We start from the raw sequence: 17,342 nt of genomic DNA on the forward strand, positions 1-17,342 counted from the left end.
GACGGACGACATGGTGGCGCATCTGACCCGCCATGGGGTTAATGTGGAGGTCGTGCGGGTGCCGGCGAGCGAAGGCGATATCGGGCGGCTGCTCCTGTCCCAAGCCAAGAAGGAGCAAGCCGACATGATCGTGATGGGCGCGTTCCACCATTCGCGCTGGCGGGAGTTCATTCTGGGCGGCGTCACCCTCACCATGCTCGAGGAAGCGACCATCCCGCTCTTCATGGCGCATTGAGATGGCGCATTGAGGCTTCGATGACGGTGCATCTCGTCAAGCTCTGTGTCGGCGTCGAGACCGTTCAAGACCTGAGAGATTGGCAGGCGGCGCGGTTGCGGTCTCTGGCGGCCGCCGGCGAGCCGCCCGAGCTTCGGCACCGCACGCGGCAAACCCCGCGGCGGCACGACGACATCCTCGCCGGCGGCTCGCTCTATTGGGTGATCAAAGGCCTCGTGCTGGTGCGCCAGCGCATCTTGGAACTCAAACCCGCCACCAAGGACGACGGCACGGCCTGTTGCGGGATCGTGCTCGATCCCGAGCTTGTCACCACGCGGCCGCAGCCCCGTCGCGCCTTTCAAGGCTGGCGCTATCTGGATCCCGCCGACGCCCCGCCGGATTTGCGCCTGCTGGAAGGCGCCAATGACGACATGCTACCCGGTATGCGCGAGGAGCTGCGCGAGCTTCGGCTGATCGACTGGTGATTCTTGTCATTGCCGCCGGCTTGCCAGAGTCCGCTCTGACGCCATGAGCGGCTTCCTTCGCGGCGGGTGGCACTTCCGCTCTGTACCAGAAGCAGAAATTGCGGGACACGCACCAATGTCAGAAGGGGCCTGCTCGAGAGATGGGACCGCGTCTTCGACGCCGCCAAAAGTTCCCTTTTGAGTGGGTGTTAATCCTCGCTCGGCAGATCAGACACCGCCACCCGATTCCTGCCGTTTCGCTTTGCTTCGTAGAGCGCGCGATCAGCGGCTTGCACTAGGTCCTGAGCACTTTCTGCCCGGCCAGGCTTGAGGGCGGCTACGCCAAAACTCGCGGTCATAATCCCCATCGGGCTTTCCGGATGGTCGATGTGCAGTGCTTCAATACGGGTGCGGATGGTTTCCGCCACTTTAGTGGCACCCTCGAGGCTTGTATCAGGAAGGAGAACAGAAAACTCCTCGCCGCCAATTCTCGCTGCGAGGTCGCCTGACCGCCGCTCTCCGCTCATCACCTGCGCGATCCGCCTGAGGCAGTCGTCGCCCGCCTGGTGACCGAAGTGGTCGTTGTACTGCTTGAAGAAGTCCAAATCGAAAATTAGCAATGCCACCGACGTGCCGAGCCGACTCGCCCGGGCCCACTCCTGCTCTAGGCGTTCATCGAAGGCTCGACGGTTGGCAACGCCGGTGAGCCCATCAGTAGTCGCCAACCTCGAGAGCTTATCATTCGCCTCACGAAGTGATTGGTTGAGTTTCCGCACCCTCTGTTGTTGCAAGAGAAAGGCAGCGCGCGACGCGAACACCTGGACCGAGTCAATGTCCGAAGGCTCCCAAGGTCGAGACCTCCCTCGTTTTGTCTCTCGCCATGTAGCGAAGGATTTGCGCGGATTAAGGGCGCCGAGACTAGATCCTGGCTCTGCCGGTTCATGAGGATTCCCTGCCCATTTTACTTCCTCAACCTGCTCGGCTCGAAACCACATTAGGAGTATGGGGTCCTCGCCCGGCAGGTTTATCGACAGAAGACCGCTCGCCTCGGCAGCAAATGCTGACGCTTCGGCATATTGTTCCGAGAGACAATCGGTCGCAAAAAAATCGGAGTCTCTCATCCGAGGGACTAACCAGGCGGCAAGCTGACGTATCTGAGCCTCGGAAGGAACATGTCCTGCTGTGGCCACCGCTTCCTTCCGACAAAGGGCTACGCCATGTGATGAAACGATCGTCTGGAGTTCCGGACAGAGATTAACAAGGATAGCTTCGGGATCTTCCGCGTCTGTAAGGGCGCTTAGGACTTTGATGCGAGCCGAAGCTAGGGTGTGGGCGCTCCGGTAGACATCATTCTCCTCCCGCGCCCGGATTTGTTGCGAAAGAATTTGGCCTAGGTGCCGGCATATCTCTTGCGTCTCATACGGCACGAATTTCGCCGTTGTGTTGTGACAGGCGATCAGTCCCCACAAATCACCACGCTGGAGGAGTGAGACTGACATGGATGCACCAACGCCCATGTTCTGAAGGTAGCGGATGTGAACGGGCGAGACGCTCCGCAAAATGCAGTGACTCATGTCCAGAGGCTTGTTTGTCGTGGGGCTAAGCACTGGCATCAGGGGCGCAGGAACGTAGCCCACATCTGGAATGATTCGAATCGCGTTGCGCCGATAAAGATCGCGCGCTTGTTTAGGGATGTCAGATGCTGGGTACCGGTGGTTCAAGAACGACGGAAGGTGATCATCCTTTTCCTCTGCTATGACTGAGCCGGAGCTATCTGCAAGGAACTTGTAGATCATGACTCTGTCATAGCCTGTGATGCGCCTAGCCTCCCGCGCTGCAACGCGACATGCATCGAGCATGTCGGATGCTCCACTGATGCGCTCGGTTACAGAGCGGATAGTCGCCAGGGTTCCAGCGGCGGAAGCGGGCCGACCAGAGGGTTCAACCTCGATGATTGCAGCTCCCACGACTTGATGGGCGGTGACAGTTAGTTCTCCTTGCCTAGGAAACGGCCCGACGGTGCCGAGATAAATGGGCTCGGCAATGAGAACGGCCTCGGCCTGGTGCAGGAGGTCAAGAACGGAGACGCCGAGAACCTGTTGGACGGTCTCCCCTAGCAAGGAGCCGCCTTGATTGAGCAGGGATGGCTCGCCTGCTGCTTGGAGAATTGAGTCGTTGGCCTGATCGACTGCCAGGAGCAGTCCGTGCGGCTGTATGGAGCCCGGCACATGGATCGGCTCGCGCTCGCACGTCGTCAGGTCCAGCGTTTGTCGATCGGGCATTGATGCCCCACTTTCTCGGTCATTTTTAAGACTCTCGGTTCTGCCTCTGAAATCTTCGCCCAACTTCCTTAAGACGCGCTATTTCATTAGCGATGTTTTTACGGAGATTGGTGCAGTGAGAAATTGGTGACCAATGCAAGGAGTGGCCAACAGGAACGCCATGCCCGCGTCCGAGGGGAATTTGCACGGGCGACTCCGCGCGGCCACTCGGCCGCTGCATGCGGAACTTGAGCTTGCCGTCAAGATCGACGAGCGGATTCGCACAAGGGCGAGCTATATCGACCATCTCGTGCGCCTCTTCGGCCTGCATGTCTCGGCCGAAATAGCATTGCAAGCCTTGAACTTCACACCGCTCGGCTTTGCCTATCCCTCACCTTACCGGTCGAGGCTGCTTGCGGCGGACCTCGCGGAACTTGGGGTCCCGCCGCAAGCGTTGCGCAGGCTTTCGCTCCCGCCTGCGCCACGTCTTGAGACAATCCCTGCTGGCCTTGGCTGCATCTACGTCTTGGAGGGTTCGGCCAAAGGCGCTCGGGCAATCCTGCCAGAGATTGCGGCGGCGCTGAGTCTCGATGGCGAGAAAGGTGCCACGTTCTTCAATGGATATGGGCAGGAGACGAAGCTTATGTGGCAAGCCTTACTTTCCGCCCTTAACCGCATCGAGCCATTCTCGGAGGAAGGGCGCCAGGCGGTCGAGGCAGCCTTGGACACCTTCCGCATGTTCCGCCGGGGCTTAGCCGTTGCGAGTGACCCGAACGGATAGACCGTTAAGGGTCAAAGCCAGCCCAAGACCCATGTCCGCGTTTAGTCCGCATGTCTCCCAGGTGCGGACATAGCGTCTTGCATCGATGCGATTCAGCTCCGGCTATGCTCTGTGCTTGTGAGTCCTCGTCCCCATCAACTGTCAGGCGGTACGGGCACGTTGTCGATGAGGCGCGTTTTGCCGAGATGGACCGCCGCCAGCACGCGCGCGGCCTTCACCGGGCCGTGCAACGCCTTCAGCGTGTCCGGATCGCGCACGGCGACATAGTCCACGCGGAGACCCATGGCTTCGAGCTTGAAGCGCGCCGCTTCCGAGGCATCGTCCGCGCCGCGGCCTTGCGCCAAGTCCGTCGCGACCTGTCGGATGGTTTGATGCAGGACCGGCGCGATGGCGCGCTCTTCCGGTGAAAGATAGGCGTTGCGGGAGGAGAGCGCGAGGCCGTCCGCCTCCCGCACGATCGGCGCGCCCAGGATCTCGACTTGGATATCCAGATCGCGGACGAAGCGCTTGATGACGAGGAGCTGCTGATAGTCCTTCTCGCCGAAGATCGCCGTGTCGGGCGCGCATTGCAGAAGAAGCTTGGCGACCACGGTGGCCACGCCGTCGAAATGGTTGGGGCGGCTCGCGCCGCACAGATCCTCGGTGAGATCGCCGACATGGACCTTGGTGGAAAAGCCCGGCGGATACATCTCGCTTTCGTCGGGCGCGTAGAGGAGATCGCTGCCGGCCGTGGCAAGGACCTGGGCATCGCGCGTTTCGTCGCGCGGATAGGCGTGGAAATCCTCGCGCGGCCCGAACTGCAGCGGATTGACGAAGAGCGACGTGACCACGCGGCCGGATTGGGCTTTGGCGAGCCTCACCAGCGACAGATGGCCGTCATGGATCGCGCCCATGGTGGGCACGAGCGCGACGGCCTCGCCGTCCGCGCGCCAAGCGGCGACGCGGGCCCGCAAACCGCGGACGGTCCTGACGGTCTCGATGGCACCTGTCATGATCGGTCTCCGGAGGGCCGCGACCATAGCGTCTCGTAGGATGGGCCCGGAAGGACTAAATTGCCGCTATGGGCGCGCCTCAAGCCGACATCGCCGCCACAGTTTCGCTGCCGAGCCGCGCGGCGATCGGCGATGCCTTGCTCGCCGACGAAGATCAGTTGGTCACCGCGCTGATCGAAAAGGCCCGCCTCAGCGACGATCAGAAGCAGCGCGTGGCGGCGTTGGCCACGCGGCTGGTCGAGGCGGCGCGGGCCGGGCGGCGGGAGTCGGGCGGGGTCGATTCCTTCCTGGCCGAATACGGGCTCTCCAGCGAGGAGGGCGTGCTGCTGCTCTGTCTCGCCGAGGCGCTCCTGCGCATCCCCGACGCCGCCACCGCCGACCGGTTGATCGCGGGAACGATCGGCTCGGGCGATTGGGCGCGTCATCTGGGGCATTCGGAGTCCGTGCTGGTCAACGCCTCCACCTGGGGGCTGATGCTGACCGGGCACATGGTCGATTGGGGCGAGGACGACGGCCCCGATCTCGGCAGCCGCGTGCAGCGTTTGATTGGGCGCAGCGGCGAACCCGTCATCCGTCAGGCCCTGCGCCACGCCATGCGCATCCTGGGCAACCAGTTCGTGCTTGGGCAAACCATCGAAGAGGCGCTGGACAACGCGTCGTACGCGAGCAGCCAAGGCTATCGCTTTTCCTTCGACATGTTGGGCGAGGCGGCCCGCACCGCTGACGACGCGGCGCGCTACGCCGACCGTTACATGGAAGCTGCGGCCGCCATCGCTGCGTGGGCGGGCGCGCCCGAGGCGCGGAGCGAAGAGGCGCTGCGCGCGCGTCCCGGCCTGTCGGTGAAGCTCTCGGCGCTCCATCCCCGCTATGACCCGTCGCAAGAGGCGCGGCTGCATCAAGAGCTGCTGCCGCGGCTGAGCGCCCTGGCGCGGACCATGCGGGAGGCGTGGCTGCCGCTTACTATCGACGCGGAGGAGGCGGAGCGGCTGGACCTTTCGCTGGCGCTGCTGGAGCCGTTGTTCGCCGATCCGCAGCTCGCCGGCTGGAACGGCTTGGGGGTCGCGGTGCAGGCCTATTCCAAGCGCGCGCTGCCGCTGATCGACTGGCTGGCGTCCGTCGCCGAGATCACGAGGCGGCGCCTCCCGGTGCGCCTGGTCAAGGGCGCTTATTGGGACAGCGAGATCAAATGGGCGCAAGAAGCGGGGCTCGCCGGCTATCCGGTGTTCACGCGCAAGGTGAATACGGACGTGGCTTATCTCGCCGCGGCGCGGGCCCTGCTGGCGCGCCCCCGTTGCTTCTATCCGCAATTCGCCACCCACAATGCCCAGACCATCGCGGCGGCCGCCGAGCTCGCGGGGGACCAGCCTTACGAGTTCCAGCGTCTCTACGGCATGGGTGAGGCGCTTCACCGCGAGGTGGTGCACCCGGAGTCTCTCGGGAAGCCTTGCCGCATCTATGCGCCGGTGGGCGGGCATCGGGACCTACTCGCTTATCTCGTGCGGCGGCTTTTGGAAAATGGCGCCAACACGTCTTTCGTCAATCGCTTGGCGGACGACGAGGCCCCCATCGCGGCCATCGTCGCCGATCCGGTGGAGAAGGCCGCGAGCCTCCCTAAGAAGGCGAACCCTCTCATTCCGCCGCCGCCCAGACTGTTTGCGCCGGCGCGCCAGAACAGCCTCGGCCTACCGCTGTGGGAGCCTTTGGTGCGGGCGCCGCTTCTACGCTCTATCGAGGAGGCCCTGGCCCAGCCCGCCGCCGCGAACCCAATCGTCTCTGGAAAGGACATCGAGGCAGGTGGCGACGTGATCGAGATTACATCGCCCCACGACCGCCGCGTCGTTGTGGGGACCTGCCGCAGCGCCGATGAGGCGGCCATCGATAATGCGCTCGACGCGGCGCGCGGGGCTCATGAGGCCTGGGACCGCCGAGGCGGCGTGGCGCGGGCCGAGCATCTGGAACGCGCCGCCGATCTGTTCGAAGCCGAGCGGGCGCCGCTCATGGCGCTGATGGTGCGCGAGGCCGGCAAGACACTGGCGAATGCGCAAAGCGATCTGCGCGAGGCGGTGGACTTTTTACGGTACTACGCGGCCGAAGCACGCGCCAAGTTCGAGATGCCGCGTGCGCTGGTCGGGCCGACCGGCGAGCAGAATGAGATTTCGCTCCATGGACGGGGCGTGTTCGCCACCATCTCGCCGTGGAACTTCCCGCTCGCCATCTTCACCGGCCAGATCGCGGGCGCGCTTGCCGCCGGCAACGCCGTGGTGGCAAAGCCCGCGGAGCAGACGCCGCTGGTGGCGGCGCATGCGGTGCGGCTCCTGCACCGGGCGGGGGTTCCAGGCGACGTGCTGCACTTCCTGCCGGGACGCGGGGACGTGGTGGGCGCCGCGCTCGTCGCCGACCCCCGTGTGGACGGCGTGGTGTTCACCGGGGGCACCGACACCGGCCAGGCCATCAACCGGACTCTGGCGGCCCACGACGGGCCGATCCCGAAGCTGATCGCCGAGACCGGCGGGCTCAACGCCATGATCGTGGATTCCTCGGCGCTGCCCGAGCAGGTCGTGGACGACGCGCTGACCTCCGCCTTCGACAGCGCGGGCCAGCGCTGCTCGGCGCTGCGTGTGCTCTTTCTGCAAGAGGACATCGCCGACGCGACCATCGAGATGCTGGTGGGCGCCGCGAAAGAGCTCACCGTCGGCGATCCGCTCGATTACGCGACGGATATCGGCCCGGTGATCGACGCGGACGCCAAGGCGGCGCTGGACGCGCATAAAGCGAAGATGCGGAAAGAGGCCCGTATCCTGTTCGACCCGCCTGCGAAAGACAGCCACGGCACCTTCGTCAGCCCCGCGATCTACGAGATCCCCGAGATCGGCGTTCTGAAGCGCGAGGTGTTCGGGCCCATCCTGCACGTGGTGCGCTTCGACGGGGAGGCGCTCGGCGCGGTGTGCGCGGCAATCAACGCCACGGGCTACGGGCTGACGCTGGGCTTGCACAGCCGCATCAAGGCGACCGCCGACTTCGTTGCCCGGCGGGTCAAGGTGGGGAACATGTATGTGAACCGGAACCAGATCGGCGCCGCGGTCGGCGTGCAGCCCTTCGGCGGCGAGGGGCTGTCGGGCACCGGACCGAAGGCGGGTGGGCCGCGCTACCTGGAGGCGTTTGCGGTGGAGCGGGTGCGGACCACGAACCTCACCGCGTCGGGCGGCAATGCCGGGCTCTTGGCCGCGGGCGGCGAGGAGGACTGAGTCCTCTCGGCATTGTGGTTCGTGCCGTAAGGGTCCATCTATATCCAACAGACTAGATTCCGCGGCGATTTGAGGACCATGGCGGAACCCGCTGATGGCAGACCCGAAGGCTCCAGCAAAGACCAGAACCGGCGACGTGGCGCGTAAGCCGTCCGCGCGCGGGGATCTCGATGCCTTCCTGAACCAGGTGCGCAGCCTTCAGCCTGCGTCATCGGGGCGGGGCCGGCTGATCTTCGCCATGGACGCGACCATGAGCCGGCAGCCCACCTGGGACCTCGCGCTGTCGCTGCAGAGCGAGATGTTTAGCGCGGTCAAGGAGGTCGGCGGCCTCGACGTGCAGCTCATCTATTTCCGCGGCTTCAACGAGTGCCAGGCGAGCCGCTGGGTGGGCGATCCGGACGCGCTGGCGCGGCTGATGCGCCAGGTCCATTGCGAGGGCGGGCATACCCAGATCCGCAAAGTGCTGTCCCATGCGCGCCAGGAGAACGAGAAGCGGAAGGTCAATGCGCTGATCTATGTGGGCGACTGCATGGAAGAGAACGTCGACGATCTGAGCCAGCTGGCCGGCGAACTTGGGCTGAGCGGGCTGCCGGTGTTTCTGTTCCAGGAGGGGCGCGAAGCCCGGGCGGAGCGCGCGTTCAAGGAGATCGCGCGCCTGTCGCGCGGCGCCTATTGCCGTTTCGATGCGGGCTCCGCGGGGCAGCTCCGCGAGCTTCTGGCGGCAGTCGCGGTCTATGCCACGGGCGGGCGTAAGGCGCTCGAGAACTCGAAGAGCGGCGCGGCGGTGCGCCTGCTCGAACAGCTCCGCTAACGGTTATTTCGCCATGGTCTATTTTCTGGCCGGGTGCGCCATTCTCCTCGTTGTCCTGTTCGGGGCGCGTCTGCTCTCAAGGGCCAATCCGCACAAACTCGCCTTAGGCATGCGGAAAGCGGCCGGCGTGGCGCTGTTCGCCGTCGCCGGCTTCCTGGCCTTGCGCGGGGCGCTGCCCATCGCCATCCCCATCGCGGCCTTTGCCCTGACCCTCGTCGGCGGCAGCGGCGCCGGCGGCTTCGGTGGCGGGTTCGGCTCGGCGCAGAAGTCGCAAGGCCAGACCTCCCATGTGGAGACCGAGCGGCTGGAAATGGAGCTCGACCACGACAGCGGCTACATGGACGGAAAGGTGCTCAGCGGGCGCTTCGCGGGCCGCGCGCTGTCCTCCTTAAGCGACCGTGAGGCGATCGAGCTCTACAACGACTTTGCCGCCGACCGGCTCAAGGAGGCGTCCTTGATGGAGGCCTATCTGGATTGGCGCGTCGCCGGCTGGCGGGAGAAGGCCGAAGAGGCCGCCGAGGCAAGCGCCGGGCGGGCGCGGTCGAGGGGCGCGCGCATGAGCCCGGATGAGGCCCGGGCCGTGCTCGAAGTGGGGCTCGATGCCTCCGAGGACGATATCCGCCAAGCGCATCGCCGGTTGATGATGAAGATGCACCCCGACCACGGGGGCTCCACCTACCTGGCCGCCCGCATCAACGAAGCCAAGGAAGTGTTGCTCGGCAGCTAGAGGGCGCTGGTGCCGCCTGCCTTACTCGGCGGCCATGGCGATGCATTCGAGGCTCATTCGCTTCAGAGCATCGCAGGTGGACTGGGCATCGGTCTTCGAGAAGCCGGCGAACCGGGCCCGGTACCATTCGGTGCTGCCCTTGGTGAAGGATGCCGTGAAGGGCAGGTGCCCGTTGAGCAGTTTGGGCGCCCGCTGGCGGACCATGCCCAGGCGGTTCTGGGCGTCGGACTCGGACGTAAAGGCGCCCACCTGGACGTGATAGTTGCCGACGAAGCGGGAGGGGCTGGCGCCGCGCGGGGCAGGCCGGTTCGGGGAGTGGCTCGTCCGGACACTGTCTCCGGGGCCGCTGGCGTCGCCTTGCTCGATGGCCGGCACCGGCATGACCGCCGAAGGCGAAGGCGAAGGCGAAGGCGTCGCGGACGCGAGCGCGAAAACGGGTTTGCGTGACGGCGGCGGCGGCGTGGCCGGGCCGAGCAGCGAGGCGATGAAATTGGTGGCCTTCGGCTTGCCGCTGGTGGCCTTGGACCAATGCTGGTCGAGGAGCGCGCGCAAGGCGGCATCCCGCTGGGCGCCGGTGCGCCCGCCAAGCACGACGCCGACCAAATGCTTGTCATCGCGCTTCACGGAAGCCGTGAGGTTGAAGCCGCTCGCCCTGGTGTAGCCTGTCTTGACGCCGTTCGTGCCACGATAGCCAAAGAGAAGGCGGTTGTGGTTGCGAAACCTGTTTCCCTTGTAGGTGAAATATTTCGTCTCGAAGACGCTGTAATACTCTGGATAGTCGCGCATGATGTGCATGGCGAGGATGGCCATGTCGCGCGCGGTGGTGAGTTGCTCGTCATTTGGGAGGCCGGAGGCGTTGCGAAACGTCGTGTTCTTCATGCCCAGGTTGCGAGCGGTCTGCGTCATAATGCGGCCGAAATTGGCCTCGGTGCCCCCGATATTCTCAGCGATGACGGCGGCGGCGTCGTTGGCAGATTTGGTCACCAGGGACATGATGGCGTCCTGGACCTTGATGGTCGATCCGGGCTTGAGGCCGAGCTTGGTCGGCGGCTGTGCGGCCGCGTGGGCCGTGACCTTGAGCTCGGTGATGGGTGTGAGCTTGCCCGCCCGCATGTAGGCGAACAGGACGTAGAGCGTCATGATCTTGGTGAGGGAGGCCGGCGAGCGCAGCACGTCGGCCGAGCTGGAATAGAGCACGTTGTTGGTATTGGCATCGACGATGATGGCGGCCTTGATCCTGCTGTCGGCGGCGATGGCCTCGCTCATCGGCGCCAGCGCTGCCCCAAAGCTGAGCAGGAGCGCAATGGTGAGGCGAACAAAGCGGCGCAGCGGCGCCCAAAAAATACGCTTACGGACTTCCACGAATACTGAAGGCAGCGCCTTCCCCCCGGTCTGACTAGCCATCCCCCGCGGCCCTTGAGGCGCGCGCTCCCAGCCTTCGCGCCGCGCGGGTCTAGCCGGTGGCGAGCGTCAAGGGCCGGTGAGGGGAAGGCTAAATTTGGGCTATTGCCAAAGCGTTAAGCGGAGGGCAAGTAAGTTTTTGTGCAGTGCAAAATTTAAGGTTGACGTTTTTTGTGCAACGCATATATATGAGTTCGCGTTCGCAGCAATCCCACATAACCATGTTTCGGAAGAGGGCCCCATGCTCAAAGGTTTCGAAGAGTTTCAGAAAGTCGGCAAGGACGGCTTTGACGCTTACGTCCGTTCTTTTGGCGAGATGAACAAGGGCTTCCAGGCCATTGCCGCCGAGATGACCGATTACTCCAAGAAGGCATTCGAGGACTCCACCCGTGTTTTCGAGCAGCTGGTTGGCTGCAAGTCGGTCGAGCAGGCCGTCGAGATTCAGTCTCAGTACGCCAAGAAGGCTTACGACACCTACATGGCCGAGATGTCCAAGATCGGCGAAATGTATGTCGGCCTGGCCAAGGACGCCTACAAGCCGGTTGAGGCTGCCATGGCGAAGAAGGCTGCGTAGCTCGAATCAAGCTCCATCTTTCTCCTATCGGAAAAGGCCCGAGCTTCGCTCCGGGCCTTTTTTGTCGTCTGTTGCCGTTTTCCTGTCGGCAACCCCTCCTGTGTTATGATGTGGCATCTAGCCGATTTGCCGCCCTTGGCGCGATCACGCTAGTATGAAGCAGGATGGTTTTTCGCAACGACAGGGCCCTCTCTTGGAAGTCGAGAGACGCGAGCCCACATAAAGGCTGACGATGGCGCGCAACGGCGACACGCGCCGGGACGACGACACCGGCACCCACATCATCACCAAGACGCGGTCGAAGACCAAGCGGCCGAGCCTTTACAAGGTGCTGCTGCTGAACGACGACTACACGCCGATGGACTTTGTCGTGTACGTTCTGGAGCGGTTTTTCAACAAGCCTCCCGAAGAGGCGACCCGTATCATGCTCCACGTGCATCAAAAGGGCGTGGGTATCTGCGGGGTCTACACTTACGAGGTAGCCGAGACTAAAGTAGCGCAGGTGACGAGCTTCGCCCGTCAGCACGAGCATCCGCTTCAGTGCACGATGGAGAAAGAGTAGGAATTCCGTGGCTTCGTTTTCGACCAGTCTTGAGCAGGGTTTGCGGCGGGCGCTTCAATATGCGAACGAGCGCAGCCATGAATATGCGACGCTCGAGCATTTGCTGCTGTCGTTGATCGACGATCGTGACGCGGCGGCGGTGATGCGCGCCTGCGACGTGGACCTCGATCTCCTTCGCGACAAGCTGACCGGTTATATCGACAACGAACTGTCGGGCCTGGTGCTCGACACCCACGGAGACGCCCAGCCGACGGCCGGCTTCCAGCGGGTGATCCACCGCGCGGTGGCCCATGTGCAGTCGAGCGGCCGCGAGGAGGTGACCGGGGCCAACGTGCTCGTCGCCATCTTCGCCGAGCGGGAGAGCCACGCGGCATTCTTCCTGCAAGAGCAGCACATGACCCGCTTTGACGCGGTCAACTATATCAGCCACGGCATCGCCAAGCGCGGCGGCATGTCCGAGCCCCGGACCGTGCGCGGCGTCGAGGACGACGCGGCGACGGTGGAGGGCGGCGACGAGAAGAAGCGCGGCGCCGATGCGCTCGAGGTCTATTGCGTCAACCTGAACCAGAAGGCGCGTGCGGGACGCATCGATCCCTTGATCGGGCGCGCGTCCGAGATCCAGCGCACCATCCAGGTGCTGTGCCGCCGCCAGAAGAACAACCCGCTCTTCGTGGGCGATCCCGGCGTGGGCAAGACGGCTATCGCCGAGGGTCTCGCCCGGCGCATCGTCATGGGCGACGTGCCCGACGTTCTGATGGACGCGACCATCTTCCAGCTCGACATGGGCGCGCTGCTTGCGGGCACCCGCTACCGCGGCGATTTCGAGGAGCGGCTGAAGGCCGTGATGCGCGAGATCGAGAACTTCCCGGGCGCCATCATGTTCATCGACGAGATCCACACGGTGATCGGCGCCGGCGCCACCTCGGGCGGCGCCATGGACGCCTCGAACCTGCTGAAGCCCGCGCTTCAGTCGGGCACCCTGCGCTGCATCGGCTCGACCACCTATAAGGAATACCGGCAGCACTTCGAGAAGGACCGGGCGCTGGTGCGGCGCTTCCAGAAGATCGACGTGAACGAGCCGTCGGTGCCGGACACGATCGAGATCCTCAAAGGTCTGAAGCCGTATTTCGAGGACTTCCACCGTATCCGCTACACGAACCAGGCGATCAAGTCGGCGGTGGAGCTGTCGGCCAAGTACATCCACGACCGCAAGCTGCCCGACAAGGCGATCGACGTGATCGACGAGACGGGCGCGTCTCAGATGCTGCTGCCGGAGCGGCAGCGGCGGAAGACCATCGGCGTCAAGGAGGTGGAGGTGACCATCGCCACCATGGCGCGGATTCCGCCGAAGACGATCTCCAAGACCGACGCCGAGGTGCTGCGGGCCATCGACGACGACCTGAAGCGCGTCGTGTTCGGCCAGGATAAGGCTATCGAGGCGCTGGGCGCGGCGATCAAGCTGTCGCGCGCAGGGCTCCGCGAGCCGGGCAAGCCGATCGGCAACTACATGTTCTCCGGCCCCACCGGCGTCGGCAAGACGGAGGTCGCGCGACAGCTGGCAACGCTGCTCGGCGTCGAGCTCCTGCGTTTCGACATGAGCGAGTATATGGAGCGCCACACGGTCTCACGGCTGATCGGCGCGCCTCCCGGCTATGTGGGCTTCGACCAGGGCGGTCTTCTGACCGACGGTGTCGATCAGCATCCGCACTGCGTGCTGCTGCTGGACGAAATCGAGAAGGCGCATCCGGACCTGTTCAACATCCTGTTGCAGGTGATGGATCACGGCAAGCTGACCGACCACAACGGCAAGCATGTCGACTTCCAGAACGTGATCCTGATCATGACCACGAACGCCGGGGCGTCCGACATGGCCAAGGCTGCCATCGGCTTCAACCGGTCCAAGCGCGAGGGCGACGACGAGGAGGCGATCAACCGCCTGTTCTCGCCGGAGTTCCGCAACCGGCTCGACGCGATCATTCCGTTCGGCGCGCTGCCGCCTGCCGTCATCTCGCAGGTGGTGGAGAAGTTCGTGTTCCAGCTGGAGGCCCAGCTCGGCGACCGCAACATCACCATCGAGCTCACGCCGGAGGCCAATGAATGGCTTGCCGAGAAGGGCTACGACGACAAGTTCGGCGCACGGCCCTTGGCGCGCGTGATCCAGGAATACATCAAGAAGCCGCTGGCCGAGGAGATCCTGTTCGGCGCGCTGAAGGATGGCGGCACGGTGCGCGTGCTGGTCGAGGAGAAGGACGGCGAGAAGGGGCTCGGCTTCGACTACATCAAGGCCGACGCGCCCATCAAGCCGCGCGATCCCGAGAGCGGCGCGAAGAAGCCGCGGGCCAAGCGCGCGAAGAAGCCGCGCGGCGGCGCCAAGTCCGGGTCGAGCTCGGTGCCGAAGGTGCCGCTCGGCGAAAGCTAGGCGCTTCGCAATTTCATTTCGTTGAGCGTGCAATGGCCGGGTTCGTCCCGGCCATTCGCTTTTCCGTCAGAGAGAAGTCCTGATCTTCTCGGCCGTCATGGCGAGGTCGTCCGGCTCGGCCATGCCGCCTTCCTGGGGCCCCAGGGCCACGCCGTCCTTGATGGGCAGGATGTGGACGTGAAGGTGGAACACGGTCTGGCCCGCCGCCGCGCCGTTGAACTGCTGGATGAGGACGCCGTCGGCGCCGACCGCGGTCTTGATCTTCGGCGCGAGCGCTTGCACCACCGCCATGAGCTTACCCAAGCCCTGCGGCGTGATGCCGAACAGGTCGGGCGCTTGTTCCTTGGTGATGACCAGGGTGTGGCCTTCGGTGCGCGGCATGATGTCGAGGAAGGCGAGGGTGTCGTCGTCCTCGTAGAGCTTATGGCAGGGGATCTCGCCTTTCAGGATCTTGGCGAAGATGTTGTCTGGTTCGTAGGACGCCATGCGTGCCTCCTTCCGCGCGTCGTTCGAGGCTGGTTATAGCGAAGCGGCGGGCGCCCTGATACCCGGCTTTCGCGGGCGCGCCAGCGGAACTTTGCCGGACGCCATCGATTGATTCCTATCAAGGCGGGGAGGGCGCTGCTATGCTCTCCAACCTGCGGAACACAAGCACTTTTCTTTTAATCCTAGTCCTAGGAGGAACCCCCATGTCCATGCTGAAGGTGATCGAAGTCCTGGCCGAGTCCGACAAGAGCTGGGAGGACGCCGCGCAGTACGCCGTGGATACCGCAAATAAGAGCGTGCGCAACGTCAGGTCGATCTACATCAAGCATCTCAAAGCGGACGTCGTGAACGGCAAAATCACGAAGTACCAAATCAACGGCAAGATCTCGTTCGTGCTCGACTAGAGCGGCGCTAGCCGCGGTCGCGGCGATAGGGCGACTCCGCGCTAAGGAGCGCTGATTCGTACGCGACCGCGCGCCGTTCGCGCGCAAGATAGCCGGCGACGGCGCGGGCCAGGCCCCGATCGGCGATGTAGTGGGCGCTGTAAGTCTCCACGGGCAGGTAGCCGCGCGCGAGCTTGTGGGCGCCTTGGGCGCCGGCCTCGACCCATGCCAGCCGGTGCCGGATCGCATAATCGATGGCCTGGTAGTAGCAAACCTCGAAATGCAGAAAATCGTGCGTCTCGGTGGCGCCCCAATAGCGGCCATAGAGCGTGTCCGCGCCGATGACGTTGAGCGCGCCGGCGATGTAGTCGCCATCACGCTTGGCCAGGACGAGCAGCAATTGGTCGGCCATGCTTTGCCCAAGCAGGCTGAAGCATTCGCGCGTCAGATAAGGCGTGCCCCATTTGCGCGCGCCCGTATCCATGTAGAAGCGGAAGAACGCGTCCCAATGGGCCTCGGTGAGATCGCCGCCCGAGACCCATTCGATCTCGACGCGGTCTTCCAGCGCCGCCCGGCGCTCCTTCTTGATGGTCTTGCGCTTGCGGGATGAGAGCACGGCGAGAAAGTCGTCGAAGGTGTCGTAGTTTTCGTTGCGCCAATGGAACTGCTGGTCGGTGCGTTGCAGATAGCCGAGCTCACCGGCCAGGCGCCACTCGTCCCGCGCCATGAAGGTGATATGCAAAGAGGACACGCCGTGTTCCTGCGTCAGCGTGCGGCCGGCGTTCAGCAAGATCGCTTGGCGTTCGAGCGGATTCGCTCCGCCGCGCACCAGAAGGCGCGGGCCGGGCACGGGCGTAAACGGCACGGCGGCTTGCAGCTTCGGATAGTAGCGCCCGCCCGCCCGCATATAGGCTTCGGCCCAGCCGTGATCGAACACGTACTCGCCTTGGCTGTGGCTTTTCAGATAGCAGGGCATACAGGCGAGCAGACGGCCGTCACCGTCCTCGTAGAGAAGATGTTGCGGCAGCCAGCCGGTCTCGCGGCCGGCCGAGCCGCTGTCCTCCAGCGCTTGCAAAAAAGCATGTGAAACGAATGGGTTGGGCGGGCGCGTTGAGGCGGGCGCGAGATCGCCGCCCCCCGCCGCGCAAGCATCCCAATCCGCCGCGGGGATATCGGCAATGCGGCCCGCGACCCGCACCACAACGGGCGGCGCCGCCGCGCTCTCATCCTCGGACTGTCTCTCGATATCGCCCATGAACGCTTAAGGCTCGATTCCTTCGAAGATCATCGCGTCGGCATAGCACAGCGCGCGTTCCCGCTCGGCGTCGGTGCGCACCGTCCAGGTCAGCAGCGGCAGCCCGCACACGGTCTTGGCGATCAGCGGCGCGGCCGCAGGCAGCGCTTGAATATCGTATGCGATGAAGTGGGGCTGTGCGAAGGCGGCAGTGAGAAGATGCCGCATGGCGAAGCGCTGACGTCGCGACAGGTCTTGCCAGTGATCGCCGGCGAAACGTTCGGCCACGAGACCGCGGGGCAGGTCGGGCGCCGCGCGCCGGAACGCCGCGACAGAATAGGGATCGAAGGACATCACGGCGACGGGGCCGGTGTAGCCGGCGAGCTGCTTGACGATGTTCGCTTCGAACCTGCCGTCTCTCGTCCAAGTGCTTTTCACCTCCAGCATCAGGGGCACGTAGCCGCCCACCCTTCCGAGCAGATCGGGAAGCGACAGAATCTTGTCGTTGCTTCCTTTCAGCGATATCGCGCGCAAGCTCTCCACGTCGCGCGCCGAGACGGGCCCGCTTTCATGGGTGAGGCGGTCCAGCGTCGCGTCGTGGAACACCACGGGCATGTCGCCGGCGGCGCATTGCAGGTCGACCTCGACGGCGTAGCCCTTGCCAATGGCCGCTCTGATCGCGGAGGCGCTGTTCTCGATGATGCCGCGCGTGGCGTCATGGAGCCCGCGATGAGCGATCGGCCGTTTCAGCCAGTAAAGCGCGGCCATGAGGTGTCCCTTGTCCGGGG

Annotated in this window: 16 protein-coding genes; 10 read left to right on the plus strand and 6 right to left on the minus strand. The window is 64.3% G+C overall.

The window, feature by feature from the left end; translation table 11 throughout:
- The coding region (locus tag ACSLE4_RS08095) for a universal stress protein (protein ID WP_435903958.1) at positions 1-235 on the plus strand (235 nt) is incomplete at its 5' end.
- 20 nt (positions 236-255) lie between these two features.
- On the plus strand, positions 256-699 hold the full coding sequence (locus ACSLE4_RS08100) for a DUF1489 family protein (protein WP_435903959.1): 444 nt from the start codon (positions 256-258) through the stop codon (positions 697-699).
- A 188-nt stretch (positions 700-887) separates the two neighbouring features.
- Here the strand turns inward: ACSLE4_RS08100 and ACSLE4_RS08105 are convergent, their stop codons facing one another.
- Positions 888-2,960 carry a diguanylate cyclase gene (locus ACSLE4_RS08105; RefSeq protein ID WP_435903960.1) on the minus strand — a complete coding sequence of 691 codons (2,073 nt, stop codon included), beginning with the start codon at positions 2,958-2,960 and terminating at the stop codon, positions 888-890.
- A gap of 160 nt (positions 2,961-3,120) precedes the next feature.
- Here ACSLE4_RS08105 and ACSLE4_RS08110 point away from each other — a divergent pair, with 160 nt between their 5' ends.
- Entirely contained in the window at positions 3,121-3,720 is a 600-nt protein-coding gene (locus ACSLE4_RS08110; protein WP_435903961.1) for a biliverdin-producing heme oxygenase, read from the plus strand.
- A gap of 134 nt (positions 3,721-3,854) precedes the next feature.
- On the opposite strand, the gene panC is transcribed toward ACSLE4_RS08110, so the two are convergent.
- The gene (panC, locus tag ACSLE4_RS08115; protein WP_435903962.1) at positions 3,855-4,712 is read right to left on the minus strand and encodes a pantoate--beta-alanine ligase; all 858 of its coding nucleotides are present in this window, start codon (positions 4,710-4,712) and stop codon (positions 3,855-3,857) included.
- A 68-nt stretch (positions 4,713-4,780) separates the two neighbouring features.
- Here panC and putA point away from each other — a divergent pair, with 68 nt between their 5' ends.
- The 3 genes from putA to ACSLE4_RS08130 all read left to right on the plus strand — a co-directional run bounded on the left by putA (position 4,781) and on the right by ACSLE4_RS08130 (position 9,495).
- Positions 4,781-7,957 (plus strand): bifunctional proline dehydrogenase/L-glutamate gamma-semialdehyde dehydrogenase PutA, encoded by a 3,177-nt coding sequence (gene putA / locus ACSLE4_RS08120; protein ID WP_435903963.1) that lies wholly within the window; start codon positions 4,781-4,783, stop codon positions 7,955-7,957.
- Between the two features lie 94 nt (positions 7,958-8,051).
- Positions 8,052-8,768 (plus strand): VWA domain-containing protein, encoded by a 717-nt coding sequence (locus ACSLE4_RS08125; protein ID WP_435903964.1) that lies wholly within the window; start codon positions 8,052-8,054, stop codon positions 8,766-8,768.
- Positions 8,769-8,781: 13 nt separating this feature from the next.
- Positions 8,782-9,495 carry a DnaJ domain-containing protein gene (locus tag ACSLE4_RS08130; protein ID WP_435903965.1) on the plus strand — a complete coding sequence of 238 codons (714 nt, stop codon included), beginning with the start codon at positions 8,782-8,784 and terminating at the stop codon, positions 9,493-9,495.
- Positions 9,496-9,516: 21 nt separating this feature from the next.
- Here ACSLE4_RS08130 and ACSLE4_RS08135 read toward each other — a convergent pair whose 3' ends face one another.
- On the minus strand, positions 9,517-10,899 hold the full coding sequence (locus ACSLE4_RS08135) for a D-alanyl-D-alanine carboxypeptidase (protein ID WP_435903966.1): 1,383 nt from the start codon (positions 10,897-10,899) through the stop codon (positions 9,517-9,519).
- A 238-nt stretch (positions 10,900-11,137) separates the two neighbouring features.
- Here ACSLE4_RS08135 and ACSLE4_RS08140 point away from each other — a divergent pair, with 238 nt between their 5' ends.
- From ACSLE4_RS08140 to clpA, 3 genes are all read left to right on the plus strand, one after another.
- Positions 11,138-11,470, plus strand: coding sequence for a phasin family protein (locus ACSLE4_RS08140; protein ID WP_435903967.1), 333 nt, complete (start codon positions 11,138-11,140; stop codon positions 11,468-11,470).
- Positions 11,471-11,702: 232 nt separating this feature from the next.
- Positions 11,703-12,032, plus strand: a complete 330-nt coding sequence (gene clpS / locus ACSLE4_RS08145; RefSeq protein WP_069623299.1) for an ATP-dependent Clp protease adapter ClpS — start codon at positions 11,703-11,705, stop codon at positions 12,030-12,032.
- A 7-nt stretch (positions 12,033-12,039) separates the two neighbouring features.
- Positions 12,040-14,451 (plus strand): ATP-dependent Clp protease ATP-binding subunit ClpA, encoded by a 2,412-nt coding sequence (gene clpA / locus ACSLE4_RS08150; protein WP_435903968.1) that lies wholly within the window; start codon positions 12,040-12,042, stop codon positions 14,449-14,451.
- Positions 14,452-14,517: 66 nt separating this feature from the next.
- On the opposite strand, the gene ACSLE4_RS08155 is transcribed toward clpA, so the two are convergent.
- On the minus strand, positions 14,518-14,937 hold the full coding sequence (locus ACSLE4_RS08155; RefSeq protein WP_435903969.1) for an HIT family protein: 420 nt from the start codon (positions 14,935-14,937) through the stop codon (positions 14,518-14,520).
- 203 nt (positions 14,938-15,140) lie between these two features.
- Between ACSLE4_RS08155 and ACSLE4_RS08160 the strand changes: the two genes are divergently transcribed.
- A complete protein-coding gene (locus ACSLE4_RS08160) occupies positions 15,141-15,341 on the plus strand; it encodes a dodecin family protein (protein ID WP_435903970.1) in 201 nt (66 codons plus the stop codon).
- A gap of 7 nt (positions 15,342-15,348) precedes the next feature.
- Here ACSLE4_RS08160 and ACSLE4_RS08165 read toward each other — a convergent pair whose 3' ends face one another.
- Both ACSLE4_RS08165 and ACSLE4_RS08170 read right to left on the minus strand, forming a co-directional pair.
- Positions 15,349-16,575 (minus strand): GNAT family N-acetyltransferase, encoded by a 1,227-nt coding sequence (locus tag ACSLE4_RS08165; protein WP_435903971.1) that lies wholly within the window; start codon positions 16,573-16,575, stop codon positions 15,349-15,351.
- A 6-nt stretch (positions 16,576-16,581) separates the two neighbouring features.
- A complete protein-coding gene (locus ACSLE4_RS08170; protein ID WP_435903972.1) occupies positions 16,582-17,322 on the minus strand; it encodes a glycerophosphodiester phosphodiesterase family protein in 741 nt (246 codons plus the stop codon).
- Positions 17,323-17,342 lie beyond the last annotated feature (20 nt).

The organism is Methyloceanibacter sp., from assembly GCF_051306395.1.
In the GTDB taxonomy this organism is placed as follows: Bacteria; Pseudomonadota; Alphaproteobacteria; order Rhizobiales; family Methyloligellaceae; genus Methyloceanibacter.